The sequence below is a fragment of the Streptomyces sp. cmx-4-9 genome (genome assembly GCF_046548835.1).
GTDB lineage: Bacteria > Actinomycetota > Actinomycetes > Streptomycetales > Streptomycetaceae > Streptomyces.
On record NZ_JAEBEE010000008.1, the window covers coordinates 324,856 to 339,430 of the forward strand.

At 70.1% G+C, this 14,575-nt stretch carries 11 protein-coding genes and 1 tRNA gene; 7 read left to right on the forward strand and 5 right to left on the reverse strand.

Going from position 1 to position 14,575, the window contains the following annotated elements:
* Positions 1 to 159: 159 nt before the first annotated feature.
* From pepN to ACLJTM_RS25680, 3 genes are all read left to right on the forward strand, one after another.
* Positions 160 to 2,685 (forward strand): aminopeptidase N, encoded by a 2,526-nt coding sequence (gene pepN, locus ACLJTM_RS25670; protein WP_411106075.1) that lies wholly within the window; start codon positions 160 to 162, stop codon positions 2,683 to 2,685.
* A 576-nt stretch (positions 2,686 to 3,261) separates the two neighbouring features.
* Positions 3,262 to 4,638 carry a pyridoxal phosphate-dependent decarboxylase family protein gene (locus ACLJTM_RS25675; RefSeq protein WP_411106076.1) on the forward strand — a complete coding sequence of 459 codons (1,377 nt, stop codon included), beginning with the start codon at positions 3,262 to 3,264 and terminating at the stop codon, positions 4,636 to 4,638.
* Complete coding sequence (locus ACLJTM_RS25680) at positions 4,635 to 6,044, forward strand: lysine N(6)-hydroxylase/L-ornithine N(5)-oxygenase family protein (protein WP_411106077.1); 1,410 nt, start codon at positions 4,635 to 4,637, stop codon at positions 6,042 to 6,044. The genes ACLJTM_RS25675 and ACLJTM_RS25680 overlap by 4 nt, the downstream gene beginning before the upstream one ends.
* Before the next feature lie 189 nt (positions 6,045 to 6,233).
* Here the strand turns inward: ACLJTM_RS25680 and ACLJTM_RS25685 are convergent, their stop codons facing one another.
* Positions 6,234 to 8,042, reverse strand: coding sequence for a bifunctional metallophosphatase/5'-nucleotidase (locus ACLJTM_RS25685; RefSeq protein WP_411106078.1), 1,809 nt, complete (start codon positions 8,040 to 8,042; stop codon positions 6,234 to 6,236).
* 154 nt (positions 8,043 to 8,196) lie between these two features.
* Between ACLJTM_RS25685 and ACLJTM_RS25690 the strand changes: the two genes are divergently transcribed.
* From ACLJTM_RS25690 to ACLJTM_RS25700, 3 genes are all read left to right on the forward strand, one after another.
* On the forward strand, positions 8,197 to 8,895 hold the full coding sequence (locus ACLJTM_RS25690; RefSeq protein ID WP_411106079.1) for an SIMPL domain-containing protein: 699 nt from the start codon (positions 8,197 to 8,199) through the stop codon (positions 8,893 to 8,895).
* A gap of 160 nt (positions 8,896 to 9,055) precedes the next feature.
* Positions 9,056 to 10,483, forward strand: coding sequence for a pyruvate kinase (gene pyk, locus ACLJTM_RS25695; protein ID WP_411106080.1), 1,428 nt, complete (start codon positions 9,056 to 9,058; stop codon positions 10,481 to 10,483).
* 115 nt (positions 10,484 to 10,598) lie between these two features.
* Positions 10,599 to 11,054 (forward strand): MarR family transcriptional regulator, encoded by a 456-nt coding sequence (locus ACLJTM_RS25700; RefSeq protein ID WP_411106081.1) that lies wholly within the window; start codon positions 10,599 to 10,601, stop codon positions 11,052 to 11,054.
* A gap of 168 nt (positions 11,055 to 11,222) precedes the next feature.
* On the opposite strand, the gene ACLJTM_RS25705 is transcribed toward ACLJTM_RS25700, so the two are convergent.
* Positions 11,223 to 11,999, reverse strand: coding sequence for a helix-turn-helix domain-containing protein (locus ACLJTM_RS25705; protein ID WP_411106082.1), 777 nt, complete (start codon positions 11,997 to 11,999; stop codon positions 11,223 to 11,225).
* A gap of 87 nt (positions 12,000 to 12,086) precedes the next feature.
* A tRNA-Leu gene (locus ACLJTM_RS25710) sits at positions 12,087 to 12,169 on the reverse strand.
* 94 nt (positions 12,170 to 12,263) lie between these two features.
* Between ACLJTM_RS25710 and ACLJTM_RS25715 the strand changes: the two genes are divergently transcribed.
* Positions 12,264 to 12,917 (forward strand): ANTAR domain-containing response regulator, encoded by a 654-nt coding sequence (locus ACLJTM_RS25715; RefSeq protein WP_411106083.1) that lies wholly within the window; start codon positions 12,264 to 12,266, stop codon positions 12,915 to 12,917.
* A 71-nt stretch (positions 12,918 to 12,988) separates the two neighbouring features.
* On the opposite strand, the gene ACLJTM_RS25720 is transcribed toward ACLJTM_RS25715, so the two are convergent.
* The gene (locus tag ACLJTM_RS25720) at positions 12,989 to 13,705 is read right to left on the reverse strand and encodes an ABC transporter ATP-binding protein (RefSeq protein WP_411106084.1); all 717 of its coding nucleotides are present in this window, start codon (positions 13,703 to 13,705) and stop codon (positions 12,989 to 12,991) included.
* Positions 13,702 to 14,574, reverse strand: coding sequence for an ABC transporter ATP-binding protein (locus ACLJTM_RS25725; protein WP_411106085.1), 873 nt, complete (start codon positions 14,572 to 14,574; stop codon positions 13,702 to 13,704). Before ACLJTM_RS25725 ends, ACLJTM_RS25720 begins: the two co-directional genes overlap by 4 nt.
* Between the last annotated feature and the right edge of the window lies 1 nt (position 14,575).

The window sequence follows — 14,575 nt, forward strand, 5'->3', positions numbered from 1 at the left end:
GCCGCGCGGCCGGACCGACCCGCCCACCCGAGCCCCCCGGCCGCCCCGCCGGACCGGCCGCGCCGCCGGACCGGCCCGCCCCGCCGGCCCCCGTCCCCGCCGGGCGGTCCCGACAACACCCCCCTGGGAGCCGGAAGCACCGTGCGGCAGCATGGCCCCATGTCCGCACTGACGCGCAACGAAGCGCAGCACCGAGCCCAGCTCCTCGACGTCCACGACTACGCCGTCACCCTCGACCTCACGACCGGCGAGGACACCTTCGACTCCACCACCGTCATCCGGTTCACCGCCCGCACCGCCGGAGACACCTTCCTGGAGCTGAAACCGGACGAACTGCGCTCCGTCACGCTCGACGGACACCCCCTCGACCCCGCCTCCCTGACCGGCAACCGCCTCCCCCTCACCGGGCTCGGCGAAGGCCCCCACGAACTGCACGCCGACGCCCGCATGCGCTACTCCCGCACCGGCGAAGGCCTGCACCGCTTCACCGACCCGGCGGACGGGGAGACGTACGTCTACAGCCAGCTGTTCCTCGACGACGTCCAACGCGTCTTCCCCGCCTTCGACCAGCCCGACCTGAAGGCCGTCTTCACCTTCACCGTCACCGCACCCGCGCACTGGACCGTCCTCGCCAACGGCATCACCACCCGCACGGACGCTCCCGCGGACGGCCCCGCGGACACCCCCGCCGACGCCAGCACCGCCGTGTGGCGCTCCGCCCCCACCCCCCTCATCCCCACCTACCTCGCCGCCGTCGCCGCAGGCCCCTGGCACAGCATCACCACCGAACACGCCGGACTGCCCTTCGGCATCCACTGCCGCCGCTCCCTCGCCCCCCACCTGGACGCCGACGCCGAAGAAATCCTGTCCGTCACCACGGACTGCTTCGACCGCTACCAGGAGAAGTTCACCGAGCCCTACCCCTTCGACTCCTACGACCAGGCCTTCGTCCCCGAGTTCAACGTCGGAGCCATGGAAAACCCCGGCCTCGTCACCTTCCGCGACGAGTACGTCTTCCGCTCCGCCGTCACCGACACCGAACGCCAGCGGCGCGCCGTGACCATCGCCCACGAAATGGCCCACATGTGGTTCGGCGACCTCGTCACCCTGCGCTGGTTCGACGACATCTGGCTGAACGAGTCCTTCGCCGAGTACATGGGCTACCAGACCCTCACCGAAGCCACCCGCTTCACCGGCACCTGGACCGACTTCGGCGCCTCCCGCAAAGCCTGGGGGTACGACGCCGACCAGCGCCCCTCCACCCACCCCGTCGCCCCCGACCCCGAAGACGTCCCCGACACCGCCTCCGCCCTCCTCAACTTCGACGGCATCTCCTACGCCAAGGGCGCCTCCGCCCTGCGCCAACTCGTCGCCTGGCTCGGCGAGAAGGACTTCCTGGCCGGCATCAACACCCACTTCGCCCGCCACAAGTTCGCCAACGCCTCCCTCGCCGACTTCGTCGACTCCCTCGCCGTCCACACCGACCGCGACGTCCACGCCTGGGCCGACAGCTGGCTGCGCACCACCGGCGCCGACACCCTCACCCCCCGCCTGGAGGACGACCCCGACGGCTGGACCCTCACCGTCGACCGGCACGGCAGCCGCCCCCACCGCATCACCGCCGGCCTCTACGACCACGGCCCGGACGGCACCCTCGCCCTGCGCCAACACCTCACCCTCGACGTCCCCACCACCGAGGTCCTCTCCGCCGCCGGCCCCCGCCCCGCCCTTCTCGTCCTCAACGACCAGGACCTCGGCTACGCCAAAATCCGCCTCGACGCCCACTCCGTCGAGACCGTCCTGCGCGGCATCTCCCGCATCCCCGACCCGCTCACCCGCGCCGTCGTCTGGAACGCCCTGCGCGACATGGTCCGCGACGGCGAACTCGAACCCGAGGCCTACCTCGCGACCGCCGAGGCCCACCTCCCCGAGGAGGCCGACCTCGCCATCGTCCAGAGCGTCCTCGCCTTCGCCCGCGACCACATCGCCGACCACTACCTCGCCCCGGCCCGCCGCAGCGAAGCCCTCGCCGGCCTCACCGCCATCGCCCGCGACCTGCTGCGCCGCACCGAGGACGGCTCCCACCCCGGCCTGCGCCTCGCCGGCGTCCGCACCTTCGTCGACAGCGCCACCCAGCCCGACGTCCTCACCGCCTGGCTCGCCGACGAAGCCGTCCCCGGCGGCCCCGGACTCGACCCCGCCCTGCGCTGGCGCATCCTCACCCGACTCGCCGTACTCGGCGCCCTCACCGGCCCTGACATCGACGCCGCCCTCGCCGCCGACCCCAGCGCCGCCGGAGAGGAAGGCGCCGCCCGCTGCCGCGCCGCCCTGCCCTCCGCCGACGCCAAGGCAGCCGCCTGGCAGCGGCTCTTCCACGACGACACCCTCTCCAACTACCTGTTCACCGCCACCGCCCAAGGCTTCTGGCAGCCCGAACAGGCCGCACTCGTACGGGACTACGTGCCGCGGTACTACCCCGAGGCCGTCGCCCTCAGCGCCCGCCGCGGCCCCGCCATCGGCGACGCCGCAGGCCGCTGGGCCTTCCCCGCCCACGCCGTCGACGAAGCCAACCTCCAAGCCGGCCGGGCCTGCCTCGCCGACCCGCAGATCCAGCCCACCCTGCGCCGCAAACTGGAGGACCAGCTCGACGACCTCGCCCGCGCCCTGCGCGTCCGCACCCCCTGACCCACCCGCCCCGGCCGCCGGCCCGCCACCCCTGCCCCGCACCGCCACCCCGGACCCACCCCAGGGCCCACCCCCCGGGCCCGGCCGTACCTCGTACGGCCCGGCCCGCCCAGGCCCAGCCACACCCCGTACGGCCCGCCCCGCCCCGGCCGGGCCGGTGGCCCGCCCGGGCCCGGCCGCACCCCGTAAGGCCCGCCCGGGCCCGCCCGCACCCGGTACGGCCCGACCCGCCCGGGCCCGGCCGCACCCCGTAAGGCCCCCCCGGGCTCGGCCGCACCCGGTACGGCCCGGCCCGCCCAGGCCCGGCCGCACCCGGTACGGCCCGGCCCGCCCGGGCCCGGCCGCACCCCGTACGGCCCGCCCGGGCCCGGCCGCACCCCCTGCGCCGCACCCGGCCCCCTGACGGCGACCCGCCCGCCACCGCGGACCGGCCGGAAAACACCCCCGGACAAACCCCGGCGGTTACCCCATTCGGGTCGGATCGTTGTACCAGCCGGGTGCCCGCACCCGCCCCACCCCCGGGCTGCGCCGACAACCGGCACCGCAGGCCGCCCGCCCCGCCCCCGGAGGAGCCCGATGACACCGTCCCCGCTCGCCGGCGGCCCCCACGGCCCCGACGCCCTGCGGCCCCTGCTCGACACCGTCCTCACCGCCCTGCACAGCGGGGCACACGCCCGCGGCGGCCCCCTCCCCGCCGGCGGCCCCGACACCGTCACCGCCCGCGTCGCCACCGCACTGGGCGACGTCCTCCCCGACCACGGAACCGGCGACCACGAAGCCCTGCGCACCCTCGTCCACACCCTGGCCGCCGGAGCCGCCGACCCCGCCGACCCCCTCTGCGCCGCCCACCTGCACGGCCCGCCCCTCGCCGTCGCAGCCGCCGCCGACCTCGCCGCGAGCGCACTCAACCCCTCCCTCGACTCCTGGGACCAGGCCCCCGCCGCCTCGGCCCTCGAAGCCCTCCTCACCCGCAGCCTCGCCGCCGAGTTCTACCCCGCCGCCCCCCACCCCGACGCCCTCGTCACCACCGGCGGCACCGAAGCCAACCAACTCGCCCTGCTCCTCGCCCGCGAACGCCACGGCCCCCGCCTCACCGTCCTGCACGGCGCCAACGCCCACCACTCCGTCCCCCGCGCCGCCTGGCTCCTGGGCCTGCCCCCCACCGTCACCCTCCCCACCCCCGCCGGCACCCTCGACCCCGCCGTCCTCGCCGAAGCCCTCGCCGCCACCCCCGGCCCCACCCTCGTCACCGCCACCGCCGGCACCACCGACGCCGGACTCATCGACCCCCTCCAACCCCTCGCCGACCTCTGCGACCACCACGGCGCCGACCTCCACATCGACGCCGCATACGGCGGCCTCCTCGCCCTCAGCCCCCGCCACCGCGACCGGCTCACCGGCCTCGACCGCGCCCGATCCCTCACCATCGACCTGCACAAACTGGGCTGGCAACCCGTCGCCGCAGGCCTCCTCGCCGTCCCCGACACCACCCTGCTGGCCCCCCTCGCCCACCAGGCCGACTACCTCAACGCCACCGACGACACCGAAGCCGGCCTCCCCGACCTCCTCGGCCGCTCCCTGCGCACCACCCGACGCCCCGACGCCTTCAAAATCGCCACCACCCTGCGCTCCCTGGGCCGCGACGGCCTCACTCGCCTCATCGACCACACCTGCGCACTCGCCCACCACCTCGCACAACGCCTCGACGCCCACCCCCGCTTCGAGACCCACTCGGCGCCCACCATCAGCACCGTGCTCTTCCGGCCCACCGACGCCGACGACAACCAGGTCGCCACCCTGCGCCGCACCCTCCTCCACGAGGGCCGCGCCGTCCTCGGCCGCACCCGCACCGACGGCAGGCTCTGGCTCAAAGCCACCCTGCTCAACCCCCACACCACGGTGCGGGACCTGGACACCCTCATCGCCCTCCTGGAAGGCAGCACCCACCGATGACCGCCCAGCTCGATGCACCCCACGACCTCGTCGGAATCGGCATCGGCCCCTTCAACCTGTCCCTCGCCGCCCTCGCCCACGGCCTGCCCCGGCAAGGCACCGGCGAACTCGCCACCGCCTTCTACGACCAGCGCCGCGACTTCCGCTGGCACCCCGGACTCCTCATCGAAGGCGCCACCCTCCAAGTCCCCTTCCTCGCCGACCTGGTCACCCTCGCCGACCCCACCAGCCCCTGGAGCTTCCTCAACTACCTCAAACACAAAGAACGGCTCTTCCCGTTCTACTTCGCCGAGCAGTTCCACATCCAACGCGCCGAATACGACGCCTACTGCCGCTGGGTCGCCGACCGCGTCCCCGGACTCCACTTCGGCCACCAGGTCGACGCCGTCCGCTGGAACCCCGAACGCGACCTCTTCGAAGTCGACTGGACCCGACTCGACACCACAGGACAAGCCGAAGCCCTCGGCCGCACCTGGACCCGCCACCTCGCCCTCGGCATCGGCACCGCCCCCCACGTCCCCGAACCCCTGCGCCCCCTCGTCGACGCCCCCGCCGCCCCCGTCATCCACTCCGCCGACTACCTCGACCACCGCGCGCGCATCCTCGCCGCACCCCACGTCACCGTCATCGGATCAGGCCAGTCCGGCGCCGAAGTCTTCCTCGACCTGCTCCGCGCCCGCCCCGACGGCCGCGAAGGCCTCACCTGGCTCGCCCGCACCCCCTCCTTCGCCCCCATGGAGTACTCCAAACTCGGCCTGGAACACTTCACCCCCGACTACACCCGCTACTTCCACGCCCTCCCCGAACCCGTCCGCGACCGGCTCATCCCCGCCCAATGGCAACTCCACAAGGGCATCGACGCCGACACCATCGCCGCCATCCACCAGGAGCTCTACCGCCGCACCCTCCACGGCGGCTGGCCCGACGCCGTCCTCACCCCCGGAGTCACCGTCCGCACCGCCGGCCGCGTCGCCACCACCCGGGTCGAACTCCACCTCGAACACACCGAGGAAGGCACCCGCTCCCGCCTCACCACCGACGCCGTCGTCCTCGCCACCGGCTACCGCGAACGCCCCCTCACCGGCCTCCTCGCCGGCCTCGACCCCTACCTCCGCAAAGACTCCTCCGGCCGCCCCCGCATCGACGACCGCCACCGCATGGCCACCGACCCGGCCGTCACCGGCAGCATCTTCGTCCAGAACGGCGAACGCCACACCCACGGCGTCGGAGCCCCCGACCTCGGCCTCGCCGCCTGGCGCAGCGCCGCCATCCTCAACACCCTCACCGGCAAAGAGCCCTACCCGCAGCCCCACCGCACCGCCTTCACCACCTTCGGCCTCGAACAACGGGAGCACTCCCGCCCCCTGCCCGCCGGCGAACTGCTCCCCCTGGTCGACCACCCCTAGTGCCCTGACGGCCGGCCCGCCCCGGCGCCCGCCGGCCCCACCCCGCGCCGCACCACACGGCAGGGGCAGAACCGACCCCGCCGGGCCACCGCCCGGCCCACCGGCCACAACACCGGCCCGACCCACCGGCGGCAACACCAGCCCGACCCCCGGGCTGGAACACCGGCACGGCGGCGGCCGGCCCACCGGCTAGAACACCGGCACACCCGCCCGCGTCAGCCGCCAGTCCACCGAAGCGAACGCCACCGGGTCCACCGTCCCCTTCGCCTTCACCCACGACACGATCGTGTTGCGGATCTCGTCCGAGTCCGCCCACAACTGCCGCGCCTGCGGAACATGCGGGAAGTTCCCACCCCCCGAAGCCCGGTAGTTGTTCACCGCCAGCACGAACTGCGCCGCCGGATCCACCGGCTTCCCCTGGAACGACAGCCCCGAGATCCGCGAACCCGCCGGCTGCGCGATGTCGATGTCGTACACGAGCCCGTACACCGCGTCATAGTTGTAGTCCGGGACGCCCTCCGCATTCGTCAGCTTCGCCGGGTCCACCGCCTCACCCGGAGCCGTCCGCACGTAGTACCGCGCCGAGAACTCCAGGTAGTCCTTCAGCTGCGCACCCGTCAACAGCCGCGCCTCCAGCGTGTTCTCGAACGGATACAGCCCCGCCGCATCCTTGATCGTCACCTGCCCGGCCGGAATCCCCGCCGTCCGCGAGAAGCACGAGGCCTGCGACACCACCGGCAACGCCCCCCACTCGGAGCCCGCCAGCGCCGCCTTCACCGTCTCCGCCTGCACATGGTTGATCAGGTCGATCACCGCCACGTCCTTGAACGGACCCTCCGCCGAACTCATCGCCTGCGTCGAGGTGCCGATCACCTGGTTCACGTACGCCACGACCTTGCGGTGCTCGTCCGACAGCAACCCCGTGATCTTCGGATCCTCCGCCACCGTGTTCGAGTTCAACACACTCGCCGCGACCTTCACCACCGACCAGCGGCCCTTCGCCCACGACAGCTCGAAGTCGAACAGCGTCAACCGCTGACCCCACTTCAACGGCTCCGACAGCACCACGTCCTTGCCCGTCGCCTTGTTCTTCACCCGGTACTCCGGGATCTCCGTGTGCGCATGCCCCACCAGGATCGCGTCGATCCCCGGCACCTGCTCCGCCACCAGAGCCGCGGCATTCTCCACGTACGGCAACTGGTCCCCGTACGAGGACGTCCCGCTCGACCCCGAATGCGCCGACACGACCACCACGTCCGCACCCATCGACCGCAGCTTCGGCACGTACTTCGCCGCCTGCTCCTCCAAGCCCGGGAACGTCATCTTCCCCTGCACGTTCGCCTTGTCCCAGATCGCGATCCCCGGATTCGTCAGACCCAGCACCGCCACCTTCACATCCCGCCCGCACGGAGTCCGCAACCGGTGCATGCTGTACGGCGCGAACGCCGGCCGCAGCGTCTTCGCATCCAGCGCATTCGCCCCCAGCAACGGGAAGTCGCACTGCTCCTCGAACCTGCGCAGCACCGGAATCCCGTAGTTGAACTCGTGGTTCCCGAGCGCCGCCGCGTCGTAGCCGATCGCGTTCATCGCCTGCGCCATCGGGTGCACCGGACCCCGCCGCGCCGTGATCGGATCCACCTTCGCGTAGTAGTACGACAGCTGCGTGCCCTGAATCGTGTCACCCGCATCGATCAGCAGCGTATTGCGCCGCCCCTTGCGCGCCCGCACCTCCTCCACCAACGTGGAGATCTTCGCCAGACCGACATCGTTGTGCGCCTTGTCGTCGAACTCCCGGTCCGTGAAGTAGTCCCAGTTGAAGACGTTCCCGTGCAGGTCCGTCGTCCCCATCACCGTGAACGCGTACGACACGGGCTTCGGCCCCCTCGACACCGGCGCGCCCTCCCGCGCGGCCGCGGGCGCGGCGGCAACCCCCGTCAAGGCCACCGCCGCACCCGTCGCAGCCGTCGTACCCAGAAAAGCCCTGCGGTCGAAACCCATGCCATCTCCCTCGTGGAGCAAACCCGAAAACCGTCCACAACGCGCGTAGACCAGCGCGCCACGATTCTGACCCCCAGGTAACAAGGAGCAACACCCCCGCAAGGTTTCGATCCGATGACCACACCCCTCCGCACGACAGTGCGACAGTGAAACCATGACCCAGGACGCATCGCACCAGCCCTACGGAACCCCCGAGACCCCCCGCGTCGCCGTCCGCGGCGAAGCCCGCCTCGAAGTCGACCCCGAGATCGCCCGCATCGGCATCACCGTCAACGCCCGCGGCACCGACCGACGCACCGCCCTCGAAGACCTCACCCGCCGCAACTCCGCCGTCCTCGACCTCATCAAGAGCTACGGCGACCCCGTCGAAAAACTTGAGACCGGCACCTTCTCCATCAGCCCCGAACTCACCCGCCACGGCCGCGGCGAACGCATCCGCGCCTACCACGGACGAGTGCACCTCACCGCCGAGCTGAACGACTTCACCACCCTGGGTGAACTCACCACCCGCCTCGCCGACCTCGAACTCACCGAAGTCGACGGACCCTGGTGGGCCCTGCGCCCCACCTCCCCCGCCCACGGGGAAGCCCGCCGCCAAGCCGTCCTCGAAGCCGTCCAACGCGCCCGCGAATACGCCGAAGCCCTCGGCGCCCGCCTCGCCGCCCTCGTCGAACTCGCCGACCTCGGCGCCGAAAACGCCCCCTTCCCCGGCGACGCCGGAACCGGCCTGCGGACCATGGCCTTCGCCACCACCGACGACACCACCGCCCCACCCCTCGACCTCGAACCGCAACGCCAGACCGTCTACGCCCAGGTGAACGCCCGCTTCACCATGACCCCGCCGCAACTCTGAAAAACCGCCCCCGCACACCCCACCGCACGGGCCCCCGGGGGTGCTCATCAGAGCACCCCCATGCACATTCAACACTTGTCAACAAGCGTTTCACACAAGGTCGTTGACCAGACACCGAGAACCAATTTCCTACTGCCTGGTAGGGGCCTACGCTCGCCTCATGCGACGAGCAAAAATCGTATGTACCCTGGGCCCCGCCACCGACTCATACGACCAGATCAAAGCACTGGTCGAAGCCGGAATGGACATCGCCCGCCTCAACCTCAGCCACGGCACCTACGCCGAACACGAACAGCGCTACCAACACGTACGCAAAGCCTCCGACGAAACCGGCCGCAGCGTCGGCATCCTCGCCGACCTTCAAGGCCCGAAGATCCGACTCGGCCGCTTCCACGAAGGCCCCGTACTCCTTGAACGCGGCGACACCTTCACCATCACCGTCGAAAACCACGAAGGCAACCGCCACACCTGCAGCACCACCTACCAAGGCCTCGCCACCGACGTCACCCCCGGCGAACGCATCCTCGTCGACGACGGCCGCGTCACCCTCGAAGTCACCGCCACCGACGGCCCCCACGTCCACACCACCGTCATCGAAGGCGGCATGGTCTCCGACCACAAAGGACTCAACCTCCCCGGCGTCGCCGTCTCCGTCCCCGCCCTCTCCGAAAAAGACATCGACGACCTCCGCTGGGCCCTGCGCACCGGCGCCGACATCATCGCCCTCTCCTTCGTCCGCACCGGCCGCGACATCGACGACGTCCACCGCATCATGGACGAAGAAGGCCACCGCCTCCCCGTCATCGCCAAAATCGAAAAACCCCAAGCCGTCGACCACATCGACGACATCGTCGCCGCCTTCGACGGCATCATGGTCGCCCGCGGCGACCTCGGCGTCGAAATGCCCCTCGAACACGTCCCCATCGTCCAAAAACGCGCCGTCAAACTCGCCAAGCGCAACGCCAAACCCGTCATCGTCGCCACCCAAATGCTCGACTCGATGATCGACAACTCCCGCCCCACCCGCGCCGAAGCCTCCGACGTCGCCAACGCCATCATCGACGGCACCGACGCCGTCATGCTCTCCGGCGAAACCAGCGTCGGCAAATACCCCATCGAAACCGTCCGCACCATGTCCCGCATCGTCGAAGCCGCCGAAGAAGACATCCTCGCCAAGGGCCTCCCCCCACTCACCGACCGCAACAAACCCCGCACCCAAGGCGGAGCCGTCGCCCGCGCCGCCGCCGAAATGGGCGACTTCCTCGACGCCAAATTCCTCGTCGCCTTCACTCAAAGCGGCGACACCGTCCGCCGCCTCTCCCGCTACCGCTCACCCATCCCCCTCCTCGCCTTCACCCCCGACCCCGCCACCCGCTCCCAACTCAACCTCACCTGGGGCGTGGAAGCCTTCCTCGGCCCCCACGTCGACTCCACCGACGCCATGGTCGCCCAAGTCGAAGAAGAACTCCTGCGCATCGGCCGCTGCATCCCCGGCGACACCGTCGTCATCACCGCCGGCTCACCCCCCGGCGTCAGCGGCTCCACCAACCTCGTCCGCATCCACCACATCGGCGACGCCGTCCGCTGACCCCCACCCACCCCCCACGACACCCCCACCGCGTCGGGCCCCACCACACAGCCCGACGCGGCACGCACCGAAAAACCTTGACCTCAACCAAAGTCGAGGTCCTACGGTCGAACCCATGACAACCACCACCTACACCCAAGCCCAACTCGCCGCCCAACCCATCGGATACTGGGCCCGCGAAACCGCCCACCTCACCATCGCCGGCCTCCGCGCAGCCCTCGCCCAAGACCACCTCACCCAGCCCCACTGGTGGACCCTCAACCACATCGCAGGCTCACCCGGCACCTGGAAAAGAGCCGCCCTCACCGCAAAACTGGCCCCCTACGACGACCAGCACACCGACTTCGAAACCGTCTACGACGACCTCACCGCCCGCGGCTGGCTCACCGAGACCAACGGCACCCTCACCCTCACCGACACCGGCGAAGCCGGCCGCCAACGCGCCCACGACCGCAACGCAAAGATCCACACCCGCATGCGCGAAGGCATCGACGACACCGCCTACGCAGCCACCATCGACACCCTCCGCCGCATGGTCGCCAACCTCGGCGGCAACGGCGACCTCCCCTAGTACACCGTCCGATCCGGGCATCACCCTTCGGAGCCGAGAGGCCGCCACCCTTGAAGCTGCGCCGGACGGCCGCCGGGGGTTCAGGCGCAGCGACCGGGATGTCGAGCGGGCGGGCGGCCACCAGACCGTCCGGCCAAGAAAGCAGCCGGAGCCGGAGCCGGAGCCTCGCTAATGCTTCGGCCCGATGTGGACGTCCATCAGCGCGACGCACGCCTTCCGCGCGACGGACACGTTGAAGGGGTCGCAACCCCGCGCCAGGACCGTCCACTGGACGCCGACCTTGGCGAGCGTGTCCGTGCAGAGCTTCCGGATGTCATCGGACTTGTTGGTGAAGAAGTACCGCGGATACTCGTACCGCTTCCCGTTCCGCACCGTCCAGTTCATGATCCGGCACCCGTCGGAATGGATCAGCCCCCGCAGGAACTCCCAGGGATGCGCATCGACGATCTCCTGCTGCCAGCCCTCCAGGGCAATGCGCCGCTCGTGTTTCCTGCCGGGTCCGTGCTGGGGGAAGAGACAGAGCAGATGCTTCGAGTACACCTTGACGTCGTGGCAGCCGACCTTCTTGGCCCGGCATACCCGATTGAACGGGAACACTCGCCGTAGCGCCTCTTCGGCGGCGTTCATGAGGCCGGGCCACTTGTTGTCACAGGTGATCCTCAGGCTTGGCACGCGGTGACCTGAGGACTGGCTTATGTGGCCGTCGCCGAGGTAGAGGCCCAGCGCATAGGCATAAGCCTGCCCATCGAGCGCGCTGCCGTCGCATCGTGGACAGTCCGGGCTGTGCGCCGGTCCGCATTCGCCACGCTTTGCGCGGTCCGAGTGCTTCCAATAGCTGACAGTGCCGACGGGCACATCGAGGCGCCGAGCCACCTCCGCGTTTCGCACGCCGCCGCGCAGCAGCGAGAGCGCCGTCTGTCGTACTTCCAGAGTGTGGGACTTCATGCCGACACTGTGTGTCACGACCAGTGGCTCTGTGCAGCAAAAAGCGGACGTTCATACGAAGGTGAACGTCCGCTTTTGCGACAACTGTGCCCGGTGTGGGATTCGAACCCACATGCCCGAAGGCACGGTGGTTTGAGCACCGCGAGTATGACCAGTTCCTCCAACCGGGCTGGCACCAGCGTCGTAAGAGTACCCTGTGCCGCACTCCGTGCGCCGCTAGGTAGGCTCATACAAGCAGCAGAGCCCCGCAAAGAGGAGCCCCCCGTGACCGCCGAGCACGAGTCGACGCCCACGCCCGACGCCGACCAGTCGCACGTTCCGCCGCTGACGACACGGGTCGTCATCGCCGAGGACGAGGCGCTCATCCGCCTGGACCTGAAAGAGATGCTGGAGGAGGAGGGGTACTCCGTCGTCGGTGAGGCCGGGGACGGCCAGCGGGCCGTGGAGCTGGCGCGCGAGCACCGGCCGGACCTGGTCATCCTCGATGTGAAGATGCCCGTGCTGGACGGGATCTCCGCGGCTGAGAAGATCGCGGAGGAGTCGATCGCCCCCGTGCTGATGCTGACCGCGTTCTCGCAGCGCGATCTGGTCGAGCGGGCGCGGGATGCCGGGGCCATGGCGTACCTGGTGAAGCCGTTCAGCAAGAGTGATGTGGTGCCGGCCATCGAGATGGCGGTGTCGCGGTTCGCGGAGCTGCGGGCGTTGGAGAAGGAGGTCGAGGACCTCTCGCTGCGTCTGGAGACGCGCAAGCTGGTGGACCGGGCCAAGAGCATTCTGCAGACGCAGTACGGGCTGAGTGAGCCGGCTGCGTTCCGGTGGATCCAGAAGACGTCGATGGATCGGCGGATGTCGATGCAGCAGGTGGCGGAGGCGGTCATCGAGGACGCCGAGGAGAAGAAGAACGCGGCCAAGGGCTGAGTTTGTCCGGATGTGCGTGAGGCCCGCTTCCCCTGTGGGGGAGGCGGGCCTCACGTGTGTGGTGCGGGTGGTCAGTCCTCGCCGAGGTAGGCCTTGCGGACGTCCTCGTTGACGAGGAGTTCGCGGCCGGGGCCGGAGAGGACGATCTTGCCGATTTCCATGACGTGTCCCTGGTCGGCCAGCGACAGGGCGGCCTGGGCGTTCTGCTCGACCAGCAGGATGGTGGTGCCGCCTGCCTTGAGTTCGGCGATCGTCGCCATGATCTTCTGCATCATGATCGGCGAGAGGCCCATCGAGGGTTCGTCCAGCATGAGCAGCTTGGGGCGGCACATGAGTGCGCGGCCCATGGCGAGCATTTGCTGTTCGCCGCCCGAGAGGGTGCCGGCGGCTTGCTTGCGGCGTTCTCCCAGGATGGGGAAGAGGTCGTAGGCGCGGTCGATGTCCTGCTGGATGCCTGCTTTGTCGTTCTTGAGGTAGGCGCCGAGGAGGAGGTTGTCCTCGATGGTCATGCGGGGGAAGATGTGCCGCCCCTCGGGGGAGTGGGCGAGACCGAGGGCGACGATGTCGTGCGCTTGGACCTTCTTGAGGGATTTGCCCTCGAAGCGGATCTGGCCGCCGCGGGGTTTGATCAGCCCGGAGAGGGTGCGCAGGGTGGTCGTCTTGCCGGCGCCGTTGGTGCCGATCAGGGTGACGATCTGGCCGGCTTCGACGCTGAAGGAGATTCCTTTGACGGCTTCGATTTTGCCGTAGGCGACGCGGAGGTCCTCGACCTCGAGGAGGGCGGTCACTTGGCTTCTCCGTCCGTGCTGGTGGTGCTGTGCGCTTCCGCGGCCTCGACTTCCGCGACCTCTTCGGCGCCGGGGGCGCCTTCGAAGGGTTCGCCGAGGTAGGCGGCGACGACGCGTTCGTCGCCTTGGACCTCGGCGGCGGTGCCTTCGATGAGCTTCTCGCCTTGGACGAGGCAGGCGACGCGGTCGCAGAGGTTGAAGATGAAGCGCATGTCGTGCTCGATGACGAGGACGGCGATGCCTTGGTCCCGGATGGCGAAGATGAGTTCTTCGGCGGCGCGGGTTTCCTGGGGGTTCATGCCGGCGGTGGGTTCGTCCAGGAGGATGAGGCCGGGGTCGCTGGCGAGGGCGCGGGCGATTTCCAGTTTGCGCTGTTCGCCGTAGGGGAGGTTGCGGGCGAGGTGTTCGGCCTTGTGGTCGAGGCCGATGAACTCCAGGAGTTCCATTGCGCGCTTGCGGCTGGCTTCTTCGGCGCGGCCGAAGGCGGGCAGGCGCAGGAGGGCTGACCAGAGGCCTTCTTTGGTGCGGGTGTGGCGTCCGACGAGGACGTTTTCCAGGACCGTCATGTTGTTGAAGAGACGGATGTTCTGGAAGGTGCGGGCGATGCCGGCCGCGGTGACCTTGTAGGACTTGGGGGGCAGGACTGTGCCCTTGTAGCGGACTTCGCCCTCGGTGGGGATGTAGAGGCCGGTGAGGCAGTTGAAGAAGGTGGTCTTGCCGGCGCCGTTGGGGCCGATGAGTCCGACGATCTCGCCGCTGCGGACGGTCAGGTCGACGTTCTTGACGGCGGTGAGGCCGCCGAAGCGCATCGTGACGCCTCGGGCGTCGAGGACCGTCTCGGTGACTTTTTCGGTCGTGGTGGTGGTCATG

Bases quoted from the DNA above. Each gene is read 5' to 3' on its own strand.
- pepN (WP_411106075.1), top strand. From the start codon at position 160: ATGTCCGCACTGACGCGCAACGAAGCGCAGCACCGAGCCCAGCTCCTC.
- ACLJTM_RS25675 (WP_411106076.1), top strand. From the start codon at position 3,262: ATGACACCGTCCCCGCTCGCCGGCGGCCCCCACGGCCCCGACGCCCTG.
- ACLJTM_RS25680 (WP_411106077.1), top strand. From the start codon at position 4,635: ATGACCGCCCAGCTCGATGCACCCCACGACCTCGTCGGAATCGGCATC.
- ACLJTM_RS25685 (WP_411106078.1), bottom strand. From the start codon at position 8,042: ATGGGTTTCGACCGCAGGGCTTTTCTGGGTACGACGGCTGCGACGGGT.
- ACLJTM_RS25690 (WP_411106079.1), top strand. From the start codon at position 8,197: ATGACCCAGGACGCATCGCACCAGCCCTACGGAACCCCCGAGACCCCC.
- pyk (WP_411106080.1), top strand. From the start codon at position 9,056: ATGCGACGAGCAAAAATCGTATGTACCCTGGGCCCCGCCACCGACTCA.
- ACLJTM_RS25700 (WP_411106081.1), top strand. From the start codon at position 10,599: ATGACAACCACCACCTACACCCAAGCCCAACTCGCCGCCCAACCCATC.
- ACLJTM_RS25705 (WP_411106082.1), bottom strand. From the start codon at position 11,999: ATGAAGTCCCACACTCTGGAAGTACGACAGACGGCGCTCTCGCTGCTG.
- ACLJTM_RS25725 (WP_411106085.1), bottom strand. From the start codon at position 14,574: ATGACCACCACCACGACCGAAAAAGTCACCGAGACGGTCCTCGACGCC.